Source organism: Escherichia marmotae (genome assembly GCF_002900365.1).
Taxonomy (GTDB): domain Bacteria; phylum Pseudomonadota; class Gammaproteobacteria; order Enterobacterales; family Enterobacteriaceae; genus Escherichia; species Escherichia marmotae.
Genome location: NZ_CP025979.1, coordinates 284,087 through 306,964 on the forward strand (window position 1 = coordinate 284,087; position 22,878 = coordinate 306,964).

Here is a 22,878-nt window from a genome sequence, read left to right on the forward strand (position 1 = left end):
AAAGTCCTTTTAATCAAACAGTGATTCAATATCGTTAATCAGTTCGCTGGCGGTGATGGCATCAAGCGCGGAGAACGTGAGCGAGGGCTGTGTACTGTAGCGTTCCCCTGGTGAAGTCATTTTTACGCTTTCAACAGGTAGCAGGTCGCCATATCCCGTTTCGCCGTAAATCAATGAAAAAGGTTCTGTTTCAAGTTCGAGATCGCCATAAGGAGTAGATTTGCGCATCGCATAAACGCTGCCGCTTTCTTCCAGACGTTGCCAGCCTCGGCGCTCCAGTCCGACAATGCGACCGGCCTGGCAAAGACGTCCTTGCCAGCGCGTCAGTTCGTGGGCGCTACGTTCATTATCAGCAAGACGATAACTACCACGATCGAGCTGTTGGAAGGGGGGAAGTAGTTCGTAATCAGCGTAAATTTGCCTGAATGCAGCGGCGGATTCAGCGGGAATTTCCAGCACATGCGGAATACCGATGTTTCCTGCTGGCAGCGTGAATAGCTCATCTTGTGCATCGCTGTAGGTGCAGTCTTCTGCCACGCGGAAACAGGCTATAAGGGTGTTTTCATCGTTATATACTCCCCATAATAGCCGTCGGGTTAAGTGACACATCAGCGGATGTTCCACCAGAAAGAGACGGAACTGCTCTGCCGTCCAGCGTCTGCACTGGCACATGGCTTGTTCCAGACGGGTAATTTGCTGGCTGGCGATAGCACGAACATCTTTTTTCAACTGTTTGAAGAGGATAACTGCGTCAGTTGACAGTGTTTTATCATCACTCTGGTTGGGTTTAGGTAAATCTTTCAGAACTTTGTCGTTTTCGTCGCGCACGACGGGTTTTAAGGTTTCATCAAAACCAACGGTGAATTGGCGTGAGCCGAAATCCAGTGTCAGCGAGCCGTTGATATCAAGCCCTAAATCCGGTGCCAGGCGGTCTTCCAGTTCGGCCATTGTCAGTCCGCGATTTTCAGCGACCATGTTGATTTTGTCGCTGGCATGTTCTTGTAATGCAACGAATTTAATCTTTTGCGCAATACCATTAAGCAACATCAGCGCAATATCGCTACCGATATTGGCTAGCACATCCAAACCATAAACAGCTCTTTTATGCTGGGATTCACCCGGCCAGGCGCGGATGAGCGGGGTTAGTTTACGCGCGGTGTCGTCATTGCCTAAAATCCCCAGCGAGGTAAATGCCCAGTTTTCTTTTGCGGGTGCGCCAGCTTCTGTCCATGCCGTGTAGAGATCCCTGCCAAAGTCAGCCAGTGATTCGCGGGTGAAGGTTTCTTTGATGATCGCCAGCCCAGCGTAGGGGGTAATGTCGCGAGGAAAGCTCAACATTGTGCCGAGGTGGCGCATAGCGTCATCTGGCAGAGGCAGGTTGTTACTTTTAAGCCGTGGTCTGCGCCATAAGCTGAACTGATAAAAGCCGGGCAGTGGGGCGATTTTAGCGGGATATTCTTCCAGCGGGTCGCTATCAAATAATGTTGCCAGCGCAGCTAAAACATCAGGTTGATTATACCCCTGGGCGATTTCCTCAATCGTTTCTCGCTGGTTTAATTTCACCAGCAGGCGGAGTGCCTGGCGGGCACAATCACGATCTTTTCCTTGTTTGCCCAGTGCCACAGGAAGTAGCCCGGCGGCGGCATGGCGTGGGAAGTTAACCAGCCATTTTCGGGCATCTTCAGCAGACATTTTTTTCTGTAATCGCTGCGCCATCGGTAATGCTAATTCGCTGACGCCCAGGAAAAGGGTGAATATCCACAACTGTTGTGGCTTACGTTGCAGACATTTCATAAACGCAGGAATGGCCGCGTCACCAAAAATCGCCAGAATTTCTCTCTCGCCGGAGAATTGCTCTTCATTAATTATTTGATTGAGAAAATAAATAGCATGCTGAGTGGGTAGGAAGCAGAGCGCGTACAACTGCCAGTGTCTGCTTCCTTTGTTATGGTATTGCGCAAACTCTGCTTTCAGCGCGGGGAAATCGAAACGTAACAGGGCATCAACTGCGCTTTGTGGCATTATTTTTTTTCGTATTGTTCTTCTCCGGTTCTGCGCCATTCCTTAAACCCCAGTCGCCAAAGGATTTGCTGTTCTGGCGTTAAAGGGATGAAAGACGTTTCCCAGCTTTCCTTTTCAATTAGTGGCAGATCGGTAAATAATGTTTGCTGTGATGCCTGAAATTTCGCGATTTCACTGAATCTGGATATGTCAGTATGACTGATTAACTCTGTAATTCCTGGTGTGATATCAGTGACGGCAGGAACTGGAAGCACCGGTAAATCAAATACGGGTATTGCATTCTTTTTCTTATTTATTACCCACGGTGGAACGGCAAACAGCTCCGGCAACATATCCGCAGTGGCATATTCACATTCATCAGTCACAGGTTGCGGACGACATTCAGATAATATGCCTGCCGCTTTAGCATTAACCCAGGGAATAACGTCACATACCAACTCTGGCGTGGCGGTAATCAGTTTGACAAGTGCGTTACGCCACTGTGCATCTTCATGTATTGCCAGTAAAGTTGCATAAGCGGCAATAGCCGCAGCGGGATGTTTTTGGCAGGCTTTGCTTAAGTATTCCAGGTGCTTTTTCTTGCCAATTACACCAAGGATCAGAATTTGAATCGCATCCGGGTGATTCGTTTTCCATAACCATTTGACAAGATTTTCAGCGTTGGCATGTATGTGAGTGAAAAGGTCTGTGTATTTTACGGGATACTCGACAGGTAGCTTGAGAAGAATTCGGCTTACACCGTGCACTCCATTATTTGCCAGTAACGTAGCCAGATAATTGCGGAAATCATTATACAGTGGAGGGAAACCATATTTTTCCAGCGTAGCCAGGGCAACGTCATCGCTTGCTATCATACTTAACCAGGTCATTGCCGGAACGTTTTGATCTACATAACGTAGCGCCATAGCATTGGCGATATCCGGTCGTTCAGGGATCAGTAGCGCCGCAAAAGGTTGCCGTGCTGGGGAGAGTGAGGGAATGGCGGTAAGTACTTTATCTACACAGCGTTGCCACTCATCTTCTGAAGCGAGTGAAAGATAATGGCATAGACGCTGATGCCAACTCGGTAGCGATTCTGCTTCGAGATCAGGAGGAATTATGGTCGTGACGTCGGTTTTTACTGGTTTATATTTTAGTTGAAGAGCACGAAGAGCGATTTCAACGGTAGTTTCCAGTCCACAGCGAATGACTAAGTCATCGACCAGTTCATCTGCAGAGTAAGAGTTCCAGAAACTCCAGAGCAATGCAGCATCAGATTGCACACTCCCTGTTTGTTGATTATCCAGAATTCGCCTTTGTAACTCGGCAAACGCTAGCTGCCAGTTTTCAGGATAAGAGCGGTAATTGTTGTCGGGGTCATATGCCCTGGTGTTATCTGCGATGCGCTTCCATATTTCACCATCTTTATACAGGTAACCGATTTCTCTCGGCCTGCGGCGATGAGGAAAAGCAAATCGATTAATATCGTCAGTTACCGGAATCGTCGCATCATCAGCAAGCCAGGGGCATTTATTCTTATTTACAGGAGGAGTTTCAACTTCAGGAGTGACTCTGGCTTTGGTGGCTGGCGGGAGATTCACATTTGCCGAAGCGTCTTCCACATAGCCTTTTTTCGTTTTCTCCGCAATCAGCTTCAGCTCCGCTTTTTCCGCTGCTGCAGCGTCCGCAAAGTTTTTTATCTGGCTTTGTCCGTTGGTGCCAACTTTGCCCCAACTGATATGCAGCTCGTTGCCATGCGGCTCCACCATCCAGAATTTATGTGATTTTTCGTCCTGATAGATAAACTGTCTCATTCTGCATCCCTGTATTTTTATCCAGTCGAATACAGATGCTAACAGTATTTATGCAGGTTAGAGAGAGACGAAATCGCAAGAAAACAACTTTAGGAATTTATAAAGAAAAGGCGCTGTCGATGCAGCGCCTTGAAGGGGAATTATTTCACCTGATGACCCGGTTTAGCACCGGCATCCGGGCTTAACAGGAAGATATCTTTCCCGCCAGGACCGGCAGCCATCACCATGCCTTCGGAGATACCGAAGCGCATCTTACGCGGCGCCAGGTTAGCCACCATAATGGTGTGACGACCAATCAACGCTTGTGGGTCTGGATAAGCAGAACGAATGCCGGAGAAGACATTGCGTTTTTCACCGCCGAGATCCAGCGTCAGACGCAGCAGCTTGTCAGAACCTTCAACAAACTCTGCGTTTTCGATCAGCGCCACGCGCAGGTCAACTTTGGCGAAGTCATCAAAGGTGATGGTTTCCTGAATCGGATCGTCTGCCAGCGGGCCAGTAACTGGCGCGGCGGTGGCTTTCACTTCTTCTTTGGATGCTTCCACCAGTGCTTCAACCTGCTTCATGTCGATGCGGTTATACAGTGCTTTGAACGGATTCACTTTATGTGCCAGCAGCGGTTGCTGGATACCATCCCAGGTCAGTTCCGTATTCAGGAACGCTTCCGCACGTTCAGTCAGTTTCGGCAGAACCGGCTTCAGATACGTCATCAGCACACGGAACAGGTTAATACCCATCGAGCAAATCGCCTGCAGGTCAGCATCGCGGCCTTCCTGTTTCGCCACCACCCACGGAGCCTGCTCGTCAACATAGCGGTTAGCCAGGTCAGCCAGCGCCATGATTTCGCGCACAGCTTTACCAAATTCGCGGCTTTCCCACGCTTCGCCAATAACTTCAGCGGCATCGGTAAAGGTTTTGTACAGCTCAGGGTCAGCCAGCTCGCTTGCCAACACACCGTCAAAACGCTTGTTAATGAAGCCCGCGTTACGGGAGGCCAGGTTAACCACTTTGTTAACGATATCGGCATTCACACGCTGAACAAAATCTTCCAGGTTCAGGTCGATATCATCGATGCGTGAAGAGAGCTTCGCGGTGTAGTAGTAGCGCAGGCTGTCAGCGTCAAAGTGATTCAGCCAGGTGCTGGCTTTAATGAACGTGCCGCGAGACTTCGACATTTTCGCGCCGTTCACCGTCACATAGCCGTGAACAAACAGGTTGGTCGGCTTGCGGAAGTTGCTGCCTTCCAGCATGGCTGGCCAGAACAGGCTGTGGAAGTAAACGATATCTTTACCGATGAAGTGGTACAGCTCGGCGGTGGAATCTTTCTTCCAGTATTCATCGAAGCTGGTGGTATCGCCGCGCTTGTCGCACAGATTCTTGAAGGAACCCATGTAGCCAATCGGCGCATCCAGCCAGACATAGAAGTATTTACCCGGCGCGTTCGGAATTTCAAAACCGAAGTAAGGCGCGTCGCGGGAGATATCCCACTGTTGCAGACCGGATTCAAACCACTCCTGCATTTTGTTTGCCACCTGTTCCTGCAACGCGCCGCTGCGGGTCCATGCCTGCAACATTTCGCTGAAAGAGGGCAGATCAAAGAAGAAGTGTTCGGAATCACGCATTACCGGCGTAGCGCCAGAAACCACCGATTTCGGTTCAATCAGTTCAGTCGGGCTGTAAGTCGCACCGCATACTTCACAGTTATCGCCGTATTGATCTGGCGCTTTACATTTCGGGCAGGTGCCTTTCACAAAACGATCCGGCAGGAACATGCCTTTTTCCGGGTCGTACAACTGAGAGATAGTGCGGTTTTTAATAAAACCGTTCTCTTTCAGGCGAGTGTAAATAAGCTCCGACAACTGGCGGTTCTCTTCGCTGTGCGTTGAGTGATAGTTGTCATAGCTGATATTAAAGCCTGCGAAATCAGTCTGATGCTCCTGACTCATTTCGCCAATCATCTGCTCCGGGGAGATACCGAGTTGCTGAGCTTTCAGCATGATCGGCGTACCGTGCGCATCGTCGGCACAGATGAAGTTGACTTCGTGGCCGCGCATTCGCTGGTAACGGACCCAGACATCAGCCTGGATGTGCTCCAGCATATGGCCGAGGTGGATTGAGCCGTTAGCGTACGGCAGTGCGCACGTCACCAGAATTTTCTTCGCGACTTGAGTCATAGTAGGCATTACTTCTTAGTAGTGAAAAGGGGTTAGATAGTACCAAATGGGAAAATGTTAAGTAAGTACTTATCTATTTTCTTCAGGTAAACTATTTAGCTGATGGTTTATCTATATAAATAAGGAGTCGGGATGAACGAACAATCCCAGGCCAAATCACCAGAAGCCTTGCGCGCAATGGTCGCCGGGACACTGGCTAATTTTCAGCACCCAACCCTGAAGCATAACCTCACCACGCTGAAAGCATTGCATCATGTCGCCTGGATGGACGACACGCTGCATGTGGAACTGGTTATGCCGTTCGTCTGGCATAGCGCGTTCGAAGAGTTAAAAGAGCAATGTAGCGCCGAATTGCTGCGTATCACCGGGGCAAAAGCTATCGACTGGAAACTGTCGCATAGCATTGCCACGCTGAAACGCGTTAAAAATCAGCCGGGAATTAACGGCGTGAAGAACATTATCGCGGTCAGTTCCGGCAAAGGCGGCGTGGGTAAATCCTCCACGGCGGTAAACCTGGCGCTGGCGCTGGCGGCGGAAGGAGCGAAAGTCGGCATTCTGGATGCCGACATTTATGGCCCGTCGATCCCAACCATGCTGGGGGCAGAAAATCAGCGTCCGACCTCGCCGGACGGCACTCACATGGCGCCGATTATGTCTCATGGTCTGGCAACCAACTCGATTGGTTATCTGGTCACTGACGACAACGCGATGGTGTGGCGCGGCCCGATGGCCAGCAAGGCGCTGATGCAAATGTTGCAAGAAACCTTATGGCCCGATCTGGACTATCTGGTGCTTGATATGCCGCCAGGCACCGGTGATATTCAATTGACACTGGCGCAGAATATTCCAGTGACCGGTGCTGTAGTGGTCACCACGCCGCAAGACATCGCATTGATTGATGCGAAAAAAGGCATTGTGATGTTCGAGAAAGTTGAAGTGCCGGTACTGGGCATTGTCGAGAACATGAGCGTGCATATCTGCAGTAATTGTGGTCACCACGAGCCGATTTTTGGCACCGGTGGTGCAGAGAAACTGGCTGAGAAATATCACACGCAGTTGCTGGGTCAGATGCCGCTGCACATTAGCCTGCGTGAAGACCTCGACAAAGGCACACCGACCGTTATCAGCCGTCCGGAGAGCGAATTTACCGCTATCTATCGTCAACTGGCTGACCGCGTTGCTGCCCAGCTCCACTGGCAGGGAGAAGTTATTCCTGGCGAGATCTCCTTCCGCGCAGTCTAACGCGTATTAACCTTTCTGGGTACACTTCATACACCGCAGCAATGTTACATTGATGCGGTGTATTTATTTTTGCAGCTATAATGAACAGCTTTTTTAATGCTGCGAATATTCTGCGGATCTTCGTCCGAAACTGAACAAAGTAGATTGATCGTGCAGGCAATGCCCATTTACCATCCTTCGTGGCTGTGTAGTGGATGTACAGCTATAGTTTGTTATGCACTCAATCTATCCAGGCATAACCTTTACTACAGGGATAACGTTCAATGAATAAGTATTGGCTGTCAGGAATTATTTTTCTCGCCTATGGATTGGCGTCTCCCGCGTTTTCATCAGATACCGCCACATTAACTATCAATGGCAGGATCAGCCCCCCGACATGCAGTATGGATATTGTTAATAGCCAGCCCCAACAGCATTGCGGTCAGGTATTGCAAAGCGTTGATTCCCGCCATCGGATTTCTTCACCGGTAAAAGGCGTCACGACAGAGCTGGTTGCTGCGGGTAATGGGAACAAACGGCAAATCGTTTTAAATCGCTACGATTAAATCTGGCAATATCGGGGTTAAAGAGTTTAGAAAGCTGAAATCATTCATGTGAATGATTTCAGCTTTTTTATTGATATTAAAAATGACAGCTACAGTAATTCGTATTAATTAATAGATTTGATAAATATTTAATACCATTAGCTATTTGTTGCGTTTATATTGCAATAGTTAATTTGCTTTAAATCAATAAAACAATGTGTTTACATTGCGGTAACTTTTGAAGCGTGAGAAATTTGTTCCCAAGAGATACAGACTCTTAACAACCAAAAATAAATTCTATTAAGGAACATGTTATGAAACGTTCAATTATTGCTGCCGCTGTCTTTTCTTCTTTTTTCATGAGTGCTGAGGTATTTGCTGCTGATGTTGATACCGGGACTTTAACCATTAAAGGGAATATTGCAGAGTCCCCATGTAAATTCGAAGCAGGTGGTGATTCAGTAAGTATTAATATGCCGACTGTACCAACTACTGTCTTTGATGGTAAATCTAAATATTCTACCTATGATGATGCGGTCGGTGTAACCAGTAGCATGTTAAAAATTAGCTGTCCGAAAGAGGTTGCTGGTGTAAAACTTTCGTTGATTACCAACGATAAAATAATTGGCAACGATAAAGCTATAGCCAGTAGTAACGATACCGTGGGCTACTATCTTTATTTAGGTGATAACAGCGATGTCCTGGATGTTTCTGCACCTTTTAATATTGAAAGTTATAAAACAGCGGATGGTCAATATGCGATCCCGTTTAAAGCGAAATATCTGAAACTGACAGAAAACTCAGTGCAATCAGGTGATGTAGTATCTTCTTTAGTTATGCGTGTAGCCCAGGATTAATAATTAAATAAATTTGCAAGTTTCTCCAGGTAATAGACATGGCCGCTATCCCCATGGCGGCCTTTTAATTTAAAGAGGAATTAAGATGAAAGGATTATTACCCTTGCTCATCTCTTCGATGGTTTTTCCTGCACATGCCGGAGTTGTTATCTACGGGACACGTATTATTTACCCGGCAGAAAAAAAAGAAGTGATGGTACAGTTGATGAATCAGGGTGATCGCTCTTCGCTGCTTCAGGCGTGGATTGATGATGGTGATACTTCACTCCCACCAGAAAAAATCCAGGTTCCTTTTATGTTAACGCCACCAGTGGCAAAAATAGGGGCAAATTCCGGGCAGCAAGTAAAAATTAAAATCATGCCGAATAAACTGCCCACTAATAAAGAGAGTATTTTTTATCTGAATATTCTGGATATTCCACCAAATAGTCCAGAACAAGAAGGCAAGAATGCACTGAAGTTTGCGATGCAAAACAGAATTAAATTGTTTTATCGACCGGCGGGTATCCCACCGGTAAACAAAGCAATATTTAAAAAATTGCTGGTGAATCGCAGTGGTAATCATTTGGTGATAAAAAATGACTCAGCGAATTGGGTAACGATTTCTGATGTAAAAGCCAATAATGTCAAAGTTAATTATGAAACTATCATGATTGCACCATTAGAAAGTCAGAGTGTTAACGTAAAAAATAATAATGCAAATAGCTGGCATCTGACCATTATTGATGATCATGGCAACTATATTAGTGACAAAATTTAATTGCAGGAGCTGCCTATGTTGAGAATGACCCCACTTGCATCAGCAATCGTTGCGTTATTGCTCGGCATTGAAGCTTATGCGGCTGAAGAAACCTTTGATACCCATTTTATGATGGGGGGAATGAAAGACCAACAGGTTGCTCATATTCGTCTGGATGATAATCAACCTTTGCCTGGCCAATATGAAATCGATATTTATGTTAATAAACAATGGCGCGGTAAGTATGAAATTAGCGTTAAAGATAATCCGCAAGAAACGTGTTTATCGAGGGATATTATCAAACGGTTAGGTATTAATACCGATAACTTTGCCAGCGACAAGCAATGTTTAACATTAGAGCAACTTGTTCAGGGGGGGAGTTATGCCTGGGATATCGGCGTTTTTCGTCTCGATTTCAGTGTTCCGCAAGCCTGGGTGGAAGAGCTGGAAAGTGGCTATGTTCCACCGGAAAACTGGGAACGGGGAATTAATGCGGTTTACACCTCTTATTATGTGAGTCAGTATTACAGCGACTATAAAGCGTCGGGAAATAGCAAAAGTACCTATGTACGTTTTAACAGCGGGTTAAATTTTCTGGGGTGGCAACTGCATTCTGATGCCAGTTTTAGCAAAACAGATAACAATACAGGGGAGTGGAAAAGCAATACACTGTATCTGGAACGTGGATTTTCTCAAATTCTCGGCACGCTGCGTATTGGTGATATGTACACGTCAGCCGATATATTTGATTCCGTTCGCTTCAGCGGAGTTCGGTTATTTCGTGATATGCAGATGTTGCCAAACTCGAAGCAAAATTTTACCCCGCGGGTACAGGGGATTGCCCAGAGTAACGCGCTGGTAACTATTGAACAGAACGGTTTTGTCGTTTATCAGAAAGAGGTTCCACCAGGCCCGTTTTCGATTAGTGATTTGCAGTTAGCGGGCGGAGGTGCGGATCTTGATGTGAGTGTTAAGGAAGCCGATGGTTCAGTTACTACATATCTGGTGCCTTATGCGGCAGTACCTAATATGCTGCAACCCGGCGTGTCGAAATATGATTTTGCAGCGGGCCGTAGTCATATTGAAGGTGCGAGCAAGCAAAGTGATTTTGTCCAGGCAGGTTATCAGTATGGTTTTAATAACTTATTGACGCTGTATGGCGGCACGATGATTGCTAATAATTACTACGCGTTTACCCTGGGAACAGGTTGGAACACGCGCATTGGCGCAATTTCAGTCGACGCAACTAAATCGCACAGTAAGCAAGACAATGGTGATGTGTTTAACGGGCAAAGTTATCAAATTGCTTATAACAAATTTTTGAGCCAAACATCGACACGTTTTGGTCTGGCGGCCTGGCGTTATTCGTCGCGTGATTACCGGACGTTTAACGATTATGTGTGGGCAAATAATAAAGATAATTATCGTCGTGATAAAAACGATGTCTATGACATTGCCGATTATTACCAGAATGATTTTGGTCGCAAAAATAGCTTTTCCGCCAATATGAGTCAGTCAATGCCAGAAGGCTGGGGATCTGTGTCATTAAGTACTTTATGGCGGGATTACTGGGGGCGTAGCGGCAGCAGTAAAGATTATCAGTTGAGTTATTCCAATAATTTGCAACGGATAAGCTATACCCTCGCGGCAAGTCAGGCATATGACGAGAATCATCATGAAGAGAAACGCTTTAATATTTTTATATCGATACCCTTTGACTGGGGAGATGACGTTACGACGCCTCGTCGGCAAATATATATGTCTAACTCAACGACGTTTGATGATCAGGGTTTTGCCTCAAATAATACGGGATTATCAGGAACAGTAGGGAGTCGAGATCAGTTCAATTATGGTGTCAACCTGAGTCATCAACATCAGGGAAATGAAACGACAGCAGGGGCGAATTTAACCTGGAACGCGCCTGTGGCGACAGTGAATGGCAGTTATAGTCAGTCGAGTAATTATCGGCAGGCTGGAGCCAGTGTTTCAGGGGGCATTGTCGCCTGGTCGGGTGGCGTTAATCTGGCGAATCGTCTTTCTGAAACTTTTGCCGTGATGCATGCGCCGGGAATTAAAGATGCTTATGTGAATGGGCAAAAATATCGCACCACGAACCGTAATGGTGTCGTGATATACGACGGAATAACTCCTCATCGGGAAAATCACCTGATGCTGGATGTATCGCAAAGTGACAGTGAAACAGAATTACGCGGTAACCGTAAAATTGCCGCCCCTTATCGCGGCGCGGTCGTTCTGGTCAATTTCGACACCGATCAACGCAAACCCTGGTTTATAAAAGCATTAAGAGTGGATGGGCAACCGTTAACATTTGGCTACGAAGTCAATGATACCCACGGCCATAATATTGGCGTTGTCGGCCAGGGAAGTCAGCTTTTTATTCGCACCAATGAAATACCACCAGCGGTTAATGTGGCAATTGATAAGCAACAAGGGCTTTCATGCACAATCACCTTCGGTAAAGAGATTGATGAAAGTAAAAAGTATATCTGTCGGTGAGAGGTGGAATATGATTTTCAGAAATGGAATGTTACTAATTTTTATTTTATGGGCTAATTTTACCTGGGCTGGATGTCGTACCACTGCATCATTAAATATTACTGATAGTATTAATGTGGGGGAGATTTTAGCGAATGAGGTTTCCTTTAGTAAAAGTGTCGTGTTTACGGGGATATCTTGTGATACGAGCACGGATAAAATAGTCTATAAAAATATCCAAAGTGATTGGGTTGAAGTTGGACCTTTTGGTAATGGCGAAAAGTTAAAGGTTAAAATAGAGTCTTTAGGTAAAACCAGTGACACGATTGGGAAATCCAGCAATGCGCAGGCAGTATTACCCTATGTGGTTAAAATATCCAAAGGTACACCTGATTTTACTGGAGAAAGAAAACCTACCTGGTTTATTTCAGATACTGTGATTGCAAATATTGGCGGTGAGTCATCTTCATCCATTGACTTTTGGTTGGGCATTTGTAAGACATTGAAGATTAACTGGTGTGTAAGTTATCTCACCAGTAAACTGGCGGGGGATACATTTACGCTTGGGTTAAGTATTTCCTATTATCCTAAAAATACGACCTGTAAGCCTGAAAACACAATAATAAAAGTAGATGATATTGCCTTGTCCCAACTCAGAAGTCAGGGAAAGATTACGGCGAACAGTAAGGAAGGAATAATTACGTTGAAGTGTGATAATCTTTTCGGCGGCACAAAACAAGCATCGCGGAATATGGTCGTATATCTTTCCAGCAGTGACTTAGTTACAGGAAGCAATACAATTTTGCGTGGCAACATAGATAATGGTGTAGGATTTGTTTTGGATCTAAAAGAACCACCAAAAGGGACTGAAGCAGCCATCAAAATTTCTGCTAGCGGCGATCAGGGCGCGGCGACATCATTATGGAAAACAGATAAACCCGGAGCTCCTTTAAATAGTAATATTATTAATATACCTGTCCTGGCCAGTTACTATGTATACGATAAAAATAAAGTTAAATTGGGTGCACTTGAGGCAACTGCACTGATCAACGTGAAATACGACTAATAACAAACAAGACGAGCAAGTGGCTAATAATAAAAAATAATAAGGTGTCTGCATTTCCCCCTCTCTCCGAGGGGGCTTTTTTTAGCGATGATAAAAAATCTCACCGTCGTAGGCTTTAATGATTTTTCCGTCGGTATCATTGATCAGCACATATGCACCGCCCATATAGGTCCAGTGGGTTCCAGCGTCAGGTGCGGGCAAGTTACGCAACTGCCACTGCTTAATGTTGTACTCATCGGTACGGTACATTTCTGGTACGGTGTCACCTGGTTTGAAATGCTTGAAGTCAGCAATGAAACTGCTTAACTCATACTTCGAAATTCCCGAGGAATTGGTCGAACCCGCGGTGGCTGGTGCGGCCCATGCTGCGCTGGTTACCAGCAAAAGCGCACCCAGCAACATCTTATTTTTTATGGTCATATACTCTCCACTTTGGGGATCAGTAAAATCAGTCGCATATCTTTCCTGCCATACAATATAACCGACAAGAGATATTTTGTTAGTGATCCCATGATTTCGTAAAAAGTGTAAATGAAAGGATGCAGCAAAAGCATCCTCATTGAGCGAGAAGTGAGCGGAATAAGCTGATTTAAGAATCATCCTGGGCTAAAGGGATAACGAAGCCCAGGTGATTGTTTTATCTCATAATACCCATAAAGCCATGCACTCCCATATACAATCCGACTAAACCAATTAACAGACTGGAAAAATAGGGGGCACGTTTAGCGAGGGTGTTAAATCCGCTCCAGCGTTTTGCAACCTGCTGAACACTGATTGCTGCGCCAACGCCTACGGTGACCAGCGTTAATGCCAGGCCGATGCTGAAACTGACGACCAGAGTTGCACCCAATGTGAGGGCTTTCAACTGAATGCAAATCAACAACACTGTTATTGCCGCAGGGCAGGGGATAAGCCCGCCGGTTAAGCCAAACAGCAAAATTTGCCAGTTGGTGACCTCTCTACCATCAAAGCGTCGGTTAATGTCACTGGCATGGGCCAGCGCATGAGCATCCTGATACTCGTCGCTCTGACCATGCTCGTGATGGTGATGATGTTCGTGATCATGGTCGTGATGATGTTCATGGTCATGATGGTGATGCTCGTGCATATTCTCAAGCCAGTTTCTTTCACCGCGCCAAGTACGCCAGAACATCCAGAATGCGGTGCCAAGAATGATCACCGCGGAAATCAACTGAAGCCACGGCTCCGCTGACTGCGCAGTAAAGCGTTTGCTGATCACCATCCCGCCAAAGGCAATCAACCAGACCACCGCCGTATGTGAAATAGTTGCCGTCAGTCCAAGCATCACCGCCTGTTTAATGGTGCCTTTAATGGCGATGATAAACGCTGCCATCATCGTTTTTGAGTGCCCTGGCTCCAGCCCATGAAGCGCACCAAGTAAGATGGCGCTGGGGATGAAAAACCAGGCGTTTCCTTGCTGAAGAAGAGTGGTAAATTCGGTCATGATAATAATTCTTAGTATTAAATCGACGCCCTGATTCTACTCCCCCCCAGTACATGATACTACCCCCCAGTAGATTAATAGTGCTATGATTTTCCATGTTCTTGTTAACCAGGTGTTGCCATGTCTCATACCATCCGTGATAAACAGAAACTGAAAGCGCGTGCCAGTAAGATTCAGGGACAGGTCGTCGCGCTCAAGAAAATGCTCGACGAGCCGCACGAATGTGCTGCCGTACTACAACAGATTGCCGCCATTCGTGGTGCGGTAAACGGCTTGATGCGAGAAGTGATTAAAGGCCATCTGACGGAACACATTGTTCATCAGGGCGATGAATTAAAGCGTGAAGAAGATCTGGATGTCGTTCTGAAGGTGCTGGATTCTTATATAAAATAATTTCACAACGTTATTGTAATATCGCCGTTTTTCCTCGTTTACAACGTGTGCGCGGGGCCTTACCATCCTTATCTGCGATCCATCATCGCAACCAAACGACTCGGGGTGCCCTTCTGCGTGAAGGCTGAGAAATACCCGTATCACCTGATCTGGATAATGCCAGCGTAGGGAAGTCACAGACCATCAGGTCATCGCTTCTTCACGTTATGGCAGGAGCAAACTATGCAAGTCGACCTGCTGAGTTCCGCGCAATCTGCGCGCACGTTACACCTCTTTCACCAACACTCTCCCCTTGTGCATTGCATGACCAATGATGTGGTGCAAACTTTTACCGCCAATACTTTACTGGCGCTCGGTGCATCGCCAGCGATGGTTATCGAAACCGAAGAGGCCAGTCAGTTTGCGGCCATCGCCAGTGCCTTGTTGATTAACGTAGGCACACTGACGCAGCTACGAGCACAAGCGATGCGTGCTGCCGTAGAACAGGCAACACGCTCCCAAACCCCCTGGACGCTTGATCCGGTCGCAGTTGGCGCACTCGAATATCGCCGTCATTTTTGCCACGAACTTTTATCGTTAAAGCCAGCGGCGATACGCGGTAATGCCTCTGAAATTATGGCATTAGCTGGTATCGCCAATGGTGGTCGCGGTGTGGATTCCACCGACGCCGCAGCCAACGCGTTACCCGCAGCACAAACACTGGCGAATGAAACCGGGGCTGTCGTCGTGGTCACGGGCGAGGTAGATTATGTTACCGATGGTCGTCGCATCGTTGGCATTCACGGCGGCGATCCGTTAATGACCAAAGTAGTAGGAACTGGTTGTGCATTATCGGCAGTTGTCGCTGCCAGTTGTGCATTACCGGGCGATACGCTGGAAAATGTTGCATCTGCCTGCCACTGGATGAAACAAGCCGGAGAACGTGCGGTCGCCAGAAGCGAAGGGCCGGGCAGTTTTATCCCCCATTTCCTTGATGCGCTCTGGCAACTGACGCAGGAGGTGCAGGCATGAAACGGGTTAACGCTCTGACGATTGCCGGTACTGATCCGAGTGGTGGTGCGGGGATTCAGGCCGATCTTAAAACCTTCTCGGCACTTGGCGCTTATGGTTGTTCGGTAATCACCGCACTGGTGGCGCAAAATACCCGCGGTGTACAGTCGGTGTATCGCATTGAGCCTGACTTTGTTGCCGCACAACTCGACTCAGTGTTCAGCGATGTGCGAATCGATACCACCAAAATCGGCATGCTGGCAGAGACGGATATTGTTGAAGCGGTGGCAGAACGGCTGCAACGTTACCAGATCCAAAACGTGGTGCTGGATACCGTTATGCTGGCTAAAAGCGGTGATCCGCTGCTTTCACCTTCGGCGGTTGCCACGCTACGCAGTCAATTATTGCCGCAGGTTTCATTAATCACCCCAAATTTGCCGGAGGCTGCTGCTTTACTCGATTCTCCACACGCGCGTAATGAACAGGAAATGCTGGAGCAGGGGCGTGAATTATTGGCGATGGGCTGTGGTGCCGTGTTGATGAAAGGTGGTCATCTGGATGATGAGCAAAGCCCGGACTGGTTGTTTACCCGCGACGGCGAACAACGGTTTACCGCACCGCGTATTATGACCAAAAACACGCATGGCACTGGTTGTACATTATCTGCGGCGCTGGCAGCGCTGCGTCCGCGTCACACGAATTGGGCTGACACCGTACAGGAAGCAAAAAGCTGGCTATCAGCGGCGTTAGCCCAGGCCGACACGCTGGAAGTTGGCCACGGGAATGGTCCGGTTCACCACTTTCACGCCTGGTGGTGAGCATCATACTATAGCTGCTTTGGCATTTTTCAGCGTGTTCGCGCTGAAATTCAGGGATGAAACCAATGCAGCTAAAAATAGCCAGTCGAAAAAAATTCACCGCCTTGTTCTGCGCTCTGGGGCTAATTTCCATCGTGGCGATTTATCCTCGTCAGACGGTGAATTTTTTCTGGTCGACAGCAATTCAGATTAAAGACTACATCCACTTTTATGGTTATCGCCCGGTCAAATCTTTTGCTATTCGAATCCCTGCCAATTACACCATTCATGGTATTGATGTTTCACGCTGGCAGGCGCGGATCGACTGGCAACGTGTCGCAAAAATGCGCGACAACGGTATCCGCTTACAGTTTGCTTTTATTAAGGCTACGGAAGGCGAAAAGCTGGTAGACCCGTATTTCTCGCGTAACTGGCGTCAAAGCTACAAAAATGGCTTATTGCGCGGGGCATATCACTATTTTTCTCCGTCGGTCTCAGCTTCCGTTCAGGCGCGATTATTTCTGCAAACGGTGGATTTCTCACAAGGCGATCTGCCAGCGGTGCTGGACGTAGAAGAACGTGGGAAATTATCGGCAAAAGAATTACGCAAGCGGGTAAGTCAGTGGCTAAAAATGGTTGAAAAGAGCACGGGCAAAAAGCCGATTATTTATGCGGGGGCGACGTTTTATCACACGAATCTGGCGGGATATTTCAATCAATACCCGTGGTGGGTGGCCCATTATTATCAGCGACGCCCGGACAATGACGGCCTGGCCTGGCATTTCTGGCAGCATTCCGACCGTGGACAGGTGGATGGCGTAAATGGTCCAGTGGATTTTAATGTGTTTAATGGCACGGTGGAGGAGCTGCAGGCTTTCGTTGATGGCATTAAAGAAACGTCTTAAATAACCAGCAGTGATATACTTCCTCCAGACTCATTGCCTGGAAAAAGACAAATGGAACAAGCGCATACCCAGCTTATCGCTCAACTGAACGAACGTATTTTAGCGGCGGACAACACGCCGCTTTATATTAAGTTTGCCGAAACGGTAAAAAATGCCGTGCGCAGTGGGGTGCTGGAGCATGGAAATATTTTGCCCGGCGAGCGTGATTTAAGTCAGTTAACCGGCGTTTCGCGCATTACGGTGCGCAAGGCGATGCAGGCGCTGGAAGAAGAGGGAGTGGTGACGCGTTCGCGTGGCTACGGAACGCAGATCAACAACATCTTCGAATACTCGTTGAAAGAAGCGCGAGGTTTTTCTCAGCAGGTGGTGTTGCGTGGGAAAAAACCCGATACGTTGTGGGTTAATAAGCGAGTGGTAAAGTGTCCCGAAGAAGTTGCGCAGCAACTGGCGATTGCCGCGGGCAGCGATGTCTTCTTGCTTAAGCGTATTCGCTATGTGGATGAAGAAGCGGTATCGATAGAAGAGTCGTGGGTTCCAGTGCATTTAATTCATGATGTTGATGCCATCGGTATTTCTCTCTATGACTATTTCCGCAGTCAGCGTATCTTTCCCCTGCGCACCCGTTCCCGCGTTAGCGCCCGAATGCCGGATGCCGAGTTTCAGTCACATATTCAGTTAGATAGCAAAATACCGGTGCTGGTGATCAAGCAAGTGGCGCTTGACCAACAGCAACGGCCTATTGAGTACAGCATCAGCCACTGTCGCAGCGATCTATACGTTTTTGTGTGTGAGGAGTAGTTCTTCGCGCGTTGGCGCGCAATCACCGCCGCGATGTCCGACAACCCACGACGCTACCGCATTGCCCAGCAATACGGCGTCTGCCAGTGGGAGACCGGAGGCCAGTCCGGCAAGCACGCCACCAGCATGGCTATCACCTGCGCCAATAGTGTCCACGACTTGCGTTGGAAATGCCGGAACGCAATCAGAAGCGTTGTTGCTGAAATACCACGCGCCTTCTTTATCGAGACGAACGATCAGCGGCGCGGCAAATTTCTCCTGCCATTGCGTGCCAAGCATTGTGATATTTGCGGATAAAGCAAAACGTTCGGCGGCAATCTCAGCTTCCTGGCGATTGAGCGACACCAGTGGCCGACAGGCCATGATGCGCGCAAGCAATGCATCCGGGATATCGTCAATCCGCGGGCCGAAATCAATAAACGGCGTCACGTCTTGCAGTCCTTCCAGCCATTCCACTAACAATTCGCCACAGGGCGAGGCCAGTTGATAACCGGAAAAATAGAGCAGGCTATCTGGTGCAACGGTTAATCGCGTCAGCCACTGGCTATTCCACTGATTTTCCACACCGCTGAACGACATAAAGGTACGTTCACCATCAGGTTCAACCAGCGCCAGACACCAGCCGTTATCGCCTTCGGCGTTATCGAGCAGGCTGAGCAATCCCTCTTTTGCCATCCGGTTACGAATAATCTCCGACCACACCCCCTGACCGAGCGGCAGGGCGTTATCCGCTTCTATACCGAGGCGCTTTAACGTCACGGCAATGTTCAGCGCACAGCCGCCAACATTTACGCTCTGCTGTTTCAGTTCGATATCGCACCCGCGCCAGGGCAGGGCGTAAGCGTCAGCGATCACATCAATGACAGCCGCACCGACAACCATCACCGGTTGACGCGTAGTTAATTGCGACAGCAGCGTGTGTAACCTGGTGCCGCTCATACCGCCTCCCGTTGTTGGCGATACTTCGCCAGCGCCGTGGCATAGCGGTTGAAATCAAGCTGATTAACCGCATCCAGCTCAGCCTTTAATGCCGGATCGATAGCATTTACGCCATGCAATGCGCCACAAATCGCCGTCGCCATAGCGCCGATGGTGTCAGTGTCACCACCAAGATTGGCGCACAGAATAGCGCAGCGGTTCGGATCGGTTTGTGCCAGTTCAACCAGCGCAATGGCGCACGGAACGGACTCAATAGTGCTGGTGCCTGCGCCAATCACTTGATATAGCTGTTCGCTGGCAGATTCGGTGCCGTCGGCGTGACGAACGATTTTTAGTGCAATCTCCAGACGTGCCGCCAGTGAGGCGCTGAAGGTAGTGATGCGTTTTTGTTGAGCATGTCGCGCAATCGAGGGTAGAGAATCAACAATCGCTGACCAGCTTTCGCCGTCAATGGCACGAGAAATCGCCCATGCAATAACCACCGCCCCCGCAATCGCCAGATCGGATTTATGGGTCGGGCTGGACGCCAGCGCCACATCATCAATAAAGGAATCAACATCACGCGCCGGGAGTAAACACCCCAATGGTGAGACGCGCATCGCCGCACCGTTAGTCACGCCGTTGTTTTCCAGTTCAGCGACGGGTTTACCGTCGCGAATGGCGTTAAGCGCAATTTTTGAGGTCGGGCCAAGCACGTTTTTGTTGAAGGCGTCGAAACGCAGTGCCCAGTCGAGGATTTTACGCCCAATCAGATCCGGGTCGATCTCGCCTTCGCGTTCCAGCAACGCATCCGCCAGGCACAGCGCCATCGAGGTGTCGTCGGTAAATTCGGCGCGGTTAAAATAACAGGCCGCGTTATTCTCCTTTGGGCCGGGCAGAAAACGGTCAATCCAGCCAAAATGCGCTTTGACGCGGCTGCGCGGCCAAAGCTCGGAGGGCATCCCCATCGCATCCCCTAACGCCTGCCCGTAAAGAGCACCGAGAATACGTTCTGTTTTCATTTTGCTTCCCCTTGTGTCAACGCAATATCGCGATCATCGACCCTAATAGCCGTAATTTCGTTGTCGGATTCGCGGAAAAAAATCATGAACAGCACGGCGATAATGGCAATCATCACCGCACCGAAAGCCCATATCCCGGCCCAGTTGAAGGTCAGCCCGTTGACTGGTTCCTGATAAGCGAACATCATTTCCATCATCACGCCGCCAAGACGATAGCCGAGCAAACTACCGAAACCCTGGCAGCAGAGCGTAATCAATCCCTGCGCGGCAGTACGCATGTGCACGGGGGCTTTTTTGTCGACATAGATGTATGCGGTAACGTAGTAAAAATCGTAACTTACGCCGTGCAGCAAAATGCCGAGGAACAATAGTGCGTAGGTGAAATATTCATCCGCGCTGCCGTAAATAAAGAAGCCATAACGAATCGCAGCGGTGATCAGACCAAGTAATAATACCTTTTTGATACCAAATCGTTTGGTGAAAAACGGCAATGCCAGCATAAAGAAGATTTCAGAGAACTGGCCGAGCGTCATCCAGCCGGTCGCGTTTTTCATACCGACTTCGGTCAGATAACCGTTGGCAAAGATGTAATAGAACGCCAGCGGCATAGCAAACAGGAATGAACAGAAGAAAAAGACGAGGAAGTTTTTATCGCGCAGCAGGATCAGTGCATCCAGGCCAAGCATGACTTTAATATCCATTTTGCCAGTGCTTTTTGGTGGTGTGTCGGGCAGGAAACATGCAAACACACCGAGCAGAGCAGAACTTCCGGCGGTAATCAGCAGCGGAATATTAGTCGGTGAGATATCGGCATAACCCAGCATTTGCGGCAAGAATCCACATGCCAGACCAGAGGCAATCCAGCCGATAGTACCCATCACACGAATGCGTGGGAAATCACGTTCCACATCCGGCACGTTGGCAAAGGCGATGCTATTAGTCAGTGCAATGGTCGGCATATAGGTTAGCGAGTAGGCCAGCAGTAACGGGAAGAATCCGGCAAAAGTGGTCTGTTGCGCAGCGAAATACATCAGCACTGCACCAGCGAACATCAATACAGCCAGCACTTTCTGCGCCGAGAAAAAGCGGTCAGTGATGGAGCCAACCAGAATAGGGGACAGGATCGCCGCGATGGCGGTACAGGCATACGACCAGCTAATTTCTCCGGCACTAAACCCGCTTTTACTTAACCACAGCCACAATGGTACAAACCACGCGCCCCAGATAAACCATTCAACAAACATCATGAACGACAGCTTTGCTGTTGTTTTCATCTTTTGATTCCTTCATGACAGGTAATGTAAGGTACGCGCTGACAATACCATTTGATGATACCTTTTAAATACCTTTGTGGTGAAATCTTGACCGCGGTAACACTTTTTCTGATGAGTCGTGCCAACAGGAAACGCTGAAAAAACAGCCGAAAGATGGAAAAAATAGCTCATAACGACCAGGATTATAATTGCCCGCAAAAGGTGGGCCAGGACAATCCATAGCCGATATCCAATCGGAATTTACGGGAGCATAGTAATGACAGATATTGCGCAGTTGCTTGGCAAAGATGCCGACAACCTTTTACAGCATCGTTGTATGACTATTCCTTCTGACCAGCTTTATCTCCCCGGACATGACTACGTAGACCGCGTGATGATTGACAATAATCGTCCGCCAGCGGTGCTGCGTAATATGCAGACGCTGTATAACACCGGGCGTCTGGCCGGAACCGGGTATCTTTCTATTCTGCCGGTTGACCAGGGGGGCGAGCACTCCGCGGGGGCTTCATTTGCTGCTAACCCGCTCTATTTCGACCCGAAAAACATTGTTGAACTGGCGATAGAAGCGGGCTGTAACTGTGTGGCGTCAACTTATGGCGTGCTGGCATCGGTATCGCGGCGTTACGCTCACCGCATTCCATTCCTCGTCAAACTCAACCACAACGAGACGCTAAGTTACCCAAACACCTACGATCAAACGCTGTATGCCAGTGTAGAGCAGGCGTTCAACATGGGAGCAGTGGCAGTTGGCGCGACCATCTATTTTGGCTCGCAAGAGTCACGTCGGCAGATTGAAGAAATTTCTGCGGCCTTTGAACGTGCACATGAGCTGGGCATGGTGACCGTGCTGTGGGCTTATTTGCGCAACTCCGCCTTTAAGAAAGAGGGCATCGATTACCATGTTTCCGCTGACCTGACCGGTCAGGCGAACCATCTGGCGGCGACCATTGGCGCGGATATTGTCAAACAAAAAATGGCGGAGAATAACGGCGGCTATAAAGCGATTAATTACGGTTATACCGACGATCGCGTTTACAGCAAGTTAACCAGCGAAAACCCGATTGACCTGGTGCGTTATCAGTTAGCTAACTGTTATATGGGCCGCGCAGGGCTGATTAACTCCGGCGGTGCCGCGGGCGGTGAAACCGACCTTAGCGATGCGGTGCGTACTGCGGTTATCAACAAACGCGCGGGCGGAATGGGGCTGATTCTCGGGCGTAAAGCGTTCAAGAAATCGATGGCCGACGGCGTGAAACTGATTAACGCCGTGCAGGACGTTTATCTCGATAGCAAAATTACGATTGCCTGATACGCTTCATTTATCTGGCCTGCGAACAACACACCTCCCGTAGGCCGGATAAGGCGTTCGCACCGCATCCGGCAAAAATTGATGTACCCCTGTT

The 22,878-nt window shown here is 48.4% G+C and carries 18 protein-coding genes, 1 pseudogene and 1 riboswitch; of the genes and pseudogenes, 12 read left to right on the plus strand and 7 right to left on the minus strand.

Annotated features, from left to right (window positions below; all coding sequences use genetic code 11):
- Positions 1 to 9 precede the first annotated feature (9 nt).
- Positions 10 to 3,815: pseudogene (locus tag C1192_RS25860) on the minus strand (DUF4132 domain-containing protein).
- A 140-nt stretch (positions 3,816 to 3,955) separates the two neighbouring features.
- Positions 3,956 to 5,989 (minus strand): methionine--tRNA ligase, encoded by a 2,034-nt coding sequence (gene metG, locus C1192_RS01395; RefSeq protein WP_016262136.1) that lies wholly within the window; start codon positions 5,987 to 5,989, stop codon positions 3,956 to 3,958.
- 132 nt (positions 5,990 to 6,121) lie between these two features.
- On the opposite strand from metG, the gene apbC reads away from it, so the two are divergent.
- From apbC to C1192_RS01425, 6 genes are all read left to right on the plus strand, one after another.
- A complete protein-coding gene (apbC, locus tag C1192_RS01400; protein ID WP_038355310.1) occupies positions 6,122 to 7,231 on the plus strand; it encodes an iron-sulfur cluster carrier protein ApbC in 1,110 nt (369 codons plus the stop codon).
- A gap of 263 nt (positions 7,232 to 7,494) precedes the next feature.
- On the plus strand, positions 7,495 to 7,776 hold the full coding sequence (locus C1192_RS01405) for a DUF2574 family protein (RefSeq protein ID WP_001516679.1): 282 nt from the start codon (positions 7,495 to 7,497) through the stop codon (positions 7,774 to 7,776).
- Positions 7,777 to 8,069: 293 nt separating this feature from the next.
- Positions 8,070 to 8,612, plus strand: coding sequence for a fimbrial protein (locus C1192_RS01410; RefSeq protein WP_000830451.1), 543 nt, complete (start codon positions 8,070 to 8,072; stop codon positions 8,610 to 8,612).
- 85 nt (positions 8,613 to 8,697) lie between these two features.
- The gene (locus tag C1192_RS01415) at positions 8,698 to 9,372 is read left to right on the plus strand and encodes a fimbria/pilus periplasmic chaperone (protein WP_000677379.1); all 675 of its coding nucleotides are present in this window, start codon (positions 8,698 to 8,700) and stop codon (positions 9,370 to 9,372) included.
- A gap of 15 nt (positions 9,373 to 9,387) precedes the next feature.
- Positions 9,388 to 11,868, plus strand: coding sequence for a fimbrial biogenesis outer membrane usher protein (locus C1192_RS01420; RefSeq protein ID WP_038355309.1), 2,481 nt, complete (start codon positions 9,388 to 9,390; stop codon positions 11,866 to 11,868).
- Between the two features lie 10 nt (positions 11,869 to 11,878).
- Complete coding sequence (locus C1192_RS01425) at positions 11,879 to 12,913, plus strand: fimbrial protein (RefSeq protein WP_038355308.1); 1,035 nt, start codon at positions 11,879 to 11,881, stop codon at positions 12,911 to 12,913.
- Positions 12,914 to 12,994: 81 nt separating this feature from the next.
- On the opposite strand, the gene rcnB is transcribed toward C1192_RS01425, so the two are convergent.
- The gene (gene rcnB, locus C1192_RS01430; RefSeq protein WP_038355307.1) at positions 12,995 to 13,333 is read right to left on the minus strand and encodes a Ni(II)/Co(II) efflux transporter accessory subunit RcnB; all 339 of its coding nucleotides are present in this window, start codon (positions 13,331 to 13,333) and stop codon (positions 12,995 to 12,997) included.
- Positions 13,334 to 13,550: 217 nt separating this feature from the next.
- Positions 13,551 to 14,378, minus strand: coding sequence for a nickel/cobalt efflux protein RcnA (locus tag C1192_RS01435; protein WP_038355306.1), 828 nt, complete (start codon positions 14,376 to 14,378; stop codon positions 13,551 to 13,553).
- A 120-nt stretch (positions 14,379 to 14,498) separates the two neighbouring features.
- Here C1192_RS01435 and rcnR point away from each other — a divergent pair, with 120 nt between their 5' ends.
- From rcnR to C1192_RS01460, 5 genes are all read left to right on the plus strand, one after another.
- Positions 14,499 to 14,771: a Ni(II)/Co(II)-binding transcriptional repressor RcnR gene (gene rcnR, locus C1192_RS01440; RefSeq protein ID WP_000019944.1), complete on the plus strand. Its 273-nt coding sequence runs from the start codon at positions 14,499 to 14,501 to the stop codon at positions 14,769 to 14,771.
- A 91-nt stretch (positions 14,772 to 14,862) separates the two neighbouring features.
- Positions 14,863 to 14,959: riboswitch (TPP riboswitch) on the plus strand.
- A 34-nt stretch (positions 14,960 to 14,993) separates the two neighbouring features.
- Positions 14,994 to 15,782 (plus strand): hydroxyethylthiazole kinase, encoded by a 789-nt coding sequence (gene thiM / locus C1192_RS01445; RefSeq protein WP_038355305.1) that lies wholly within the window; start codon positions 14,994 to 14,996, stop codon positions 15,780 to 15,782.
- Positions 15,779 to 16,579 carry a bifunctional hydroxymethylpyrimidine kinase/phosphomethylpyrimidine kinase gene (thiD, locus tag C1192_RS01450; RefSeq protein ID WP_016248946.1) on the plus strand — a complete coding sequence of 267 codons (801 nt, stop codon included), beginning with the start codon at positions 15,779 to 15,781 and terminating at the stop codon, positions 16,577 to 16,579. The genes thiM and thiD overlap by 4 nt, the downstream gene beginning before the upstream one ends.
- A gap of 65 nt (positions 16,580 to 16,644) precedes the next feature.
- Positions 16,645 to 17,463 carry a glycoside hydrolase family 25 protein gene (locus C1192_RS01455; RefSeq protein WP_038355304.1) on the plus strand — a complete coding sequence of 273 codons (819 nt, stop codon included), beginning with the start codon at positions 16,645 to 16,647 and terminating at the stop codon, positions 17,461 to 17,463.
- A gap of 51 nt (positions 17,464 to 17,514) precedes the next feature.
- On the plus strand, positions 17,515 to 18,261 hold the full coding sequence (locus C1192_RS01460) for a GntR family transcriptional regulator (protein ID WP_000434029.1): 747 nt from the start codon (positions 17,515 to 17,517) through the stop codon (positions 18,259 to 18,261).
- Here the strand turns inward: C1192_RS01460 and C1192_RS01465 are convergent.
- Genes C1192_RS01465 through C1192_RS01475 form a run of 3 tightly spaced genes read right to left on the minus strand, consistent with a single transcriptional unit; the run spans position 18,235 to position 21,475 of the window.
- Positions 18,235 to 19,200 carry a carbohydrate kinase family protein gene (locus C1192_RS01465; protein ID WP_001516672.1) on the minus strand — a complete coding sequence of 322 codons (966 nt, stop codon included), beginning with the start codon at positions 19,198 to 19,200 and terminating at the stop codon, positions 18,235 to 18,237. The two genes, C1192_RS01460 and C1192_RS01465, sit on opposite strands and share 27 nt — an antisense overlap.
- Positions 19,197 to 20,201 (minus strand): ADP-ribosylglycohydrolase family protein, encoded by a 1,005-nt coding sequence (locus C1192_RS01470; RefSeq protein WP_000846195.1) that lies wholly within the window; start codon positions 20,199 to 20,201, stop codon positions 19,197 to 19,199. The genes C1192_RS01465 and C1192_RS01470 overlap by 4 nt, the downstream gene beginning before the upstream one ends.
- A complete protein-coding gene (locus tag C1192_RS01475; protein WP_038355303.1) occupies positions 20,198 to 21,475 on the minus strand; it encodes a nucleoside permease in 1,278 nt (425 codons plus the stop codon). Before C1192_RS01475 ends, C1192_RS01470 begins: the two co-directional genes overlap by 4 nt.
- 256 nt (positions 21,476 to 21,731) lie before the next feature.
- Between C1192_RS01475 and fbaB the strand changes: the two genes are divergently transcribed.
- Positions 21,732 to 22,784, plus strand: a complete 1,053-nt coding sequence (gene fbaB / locus C1192_RS01480; RefSeq protein ID WP_038355302.1) for a class I fructose-bisphosphate aldolase — start codon at positions 21,732 to 21,734, stop codon at positions 22,782 to 22,784.
- Positions 22,785 to 22,878: the final 94 nt, after the last annotated feature.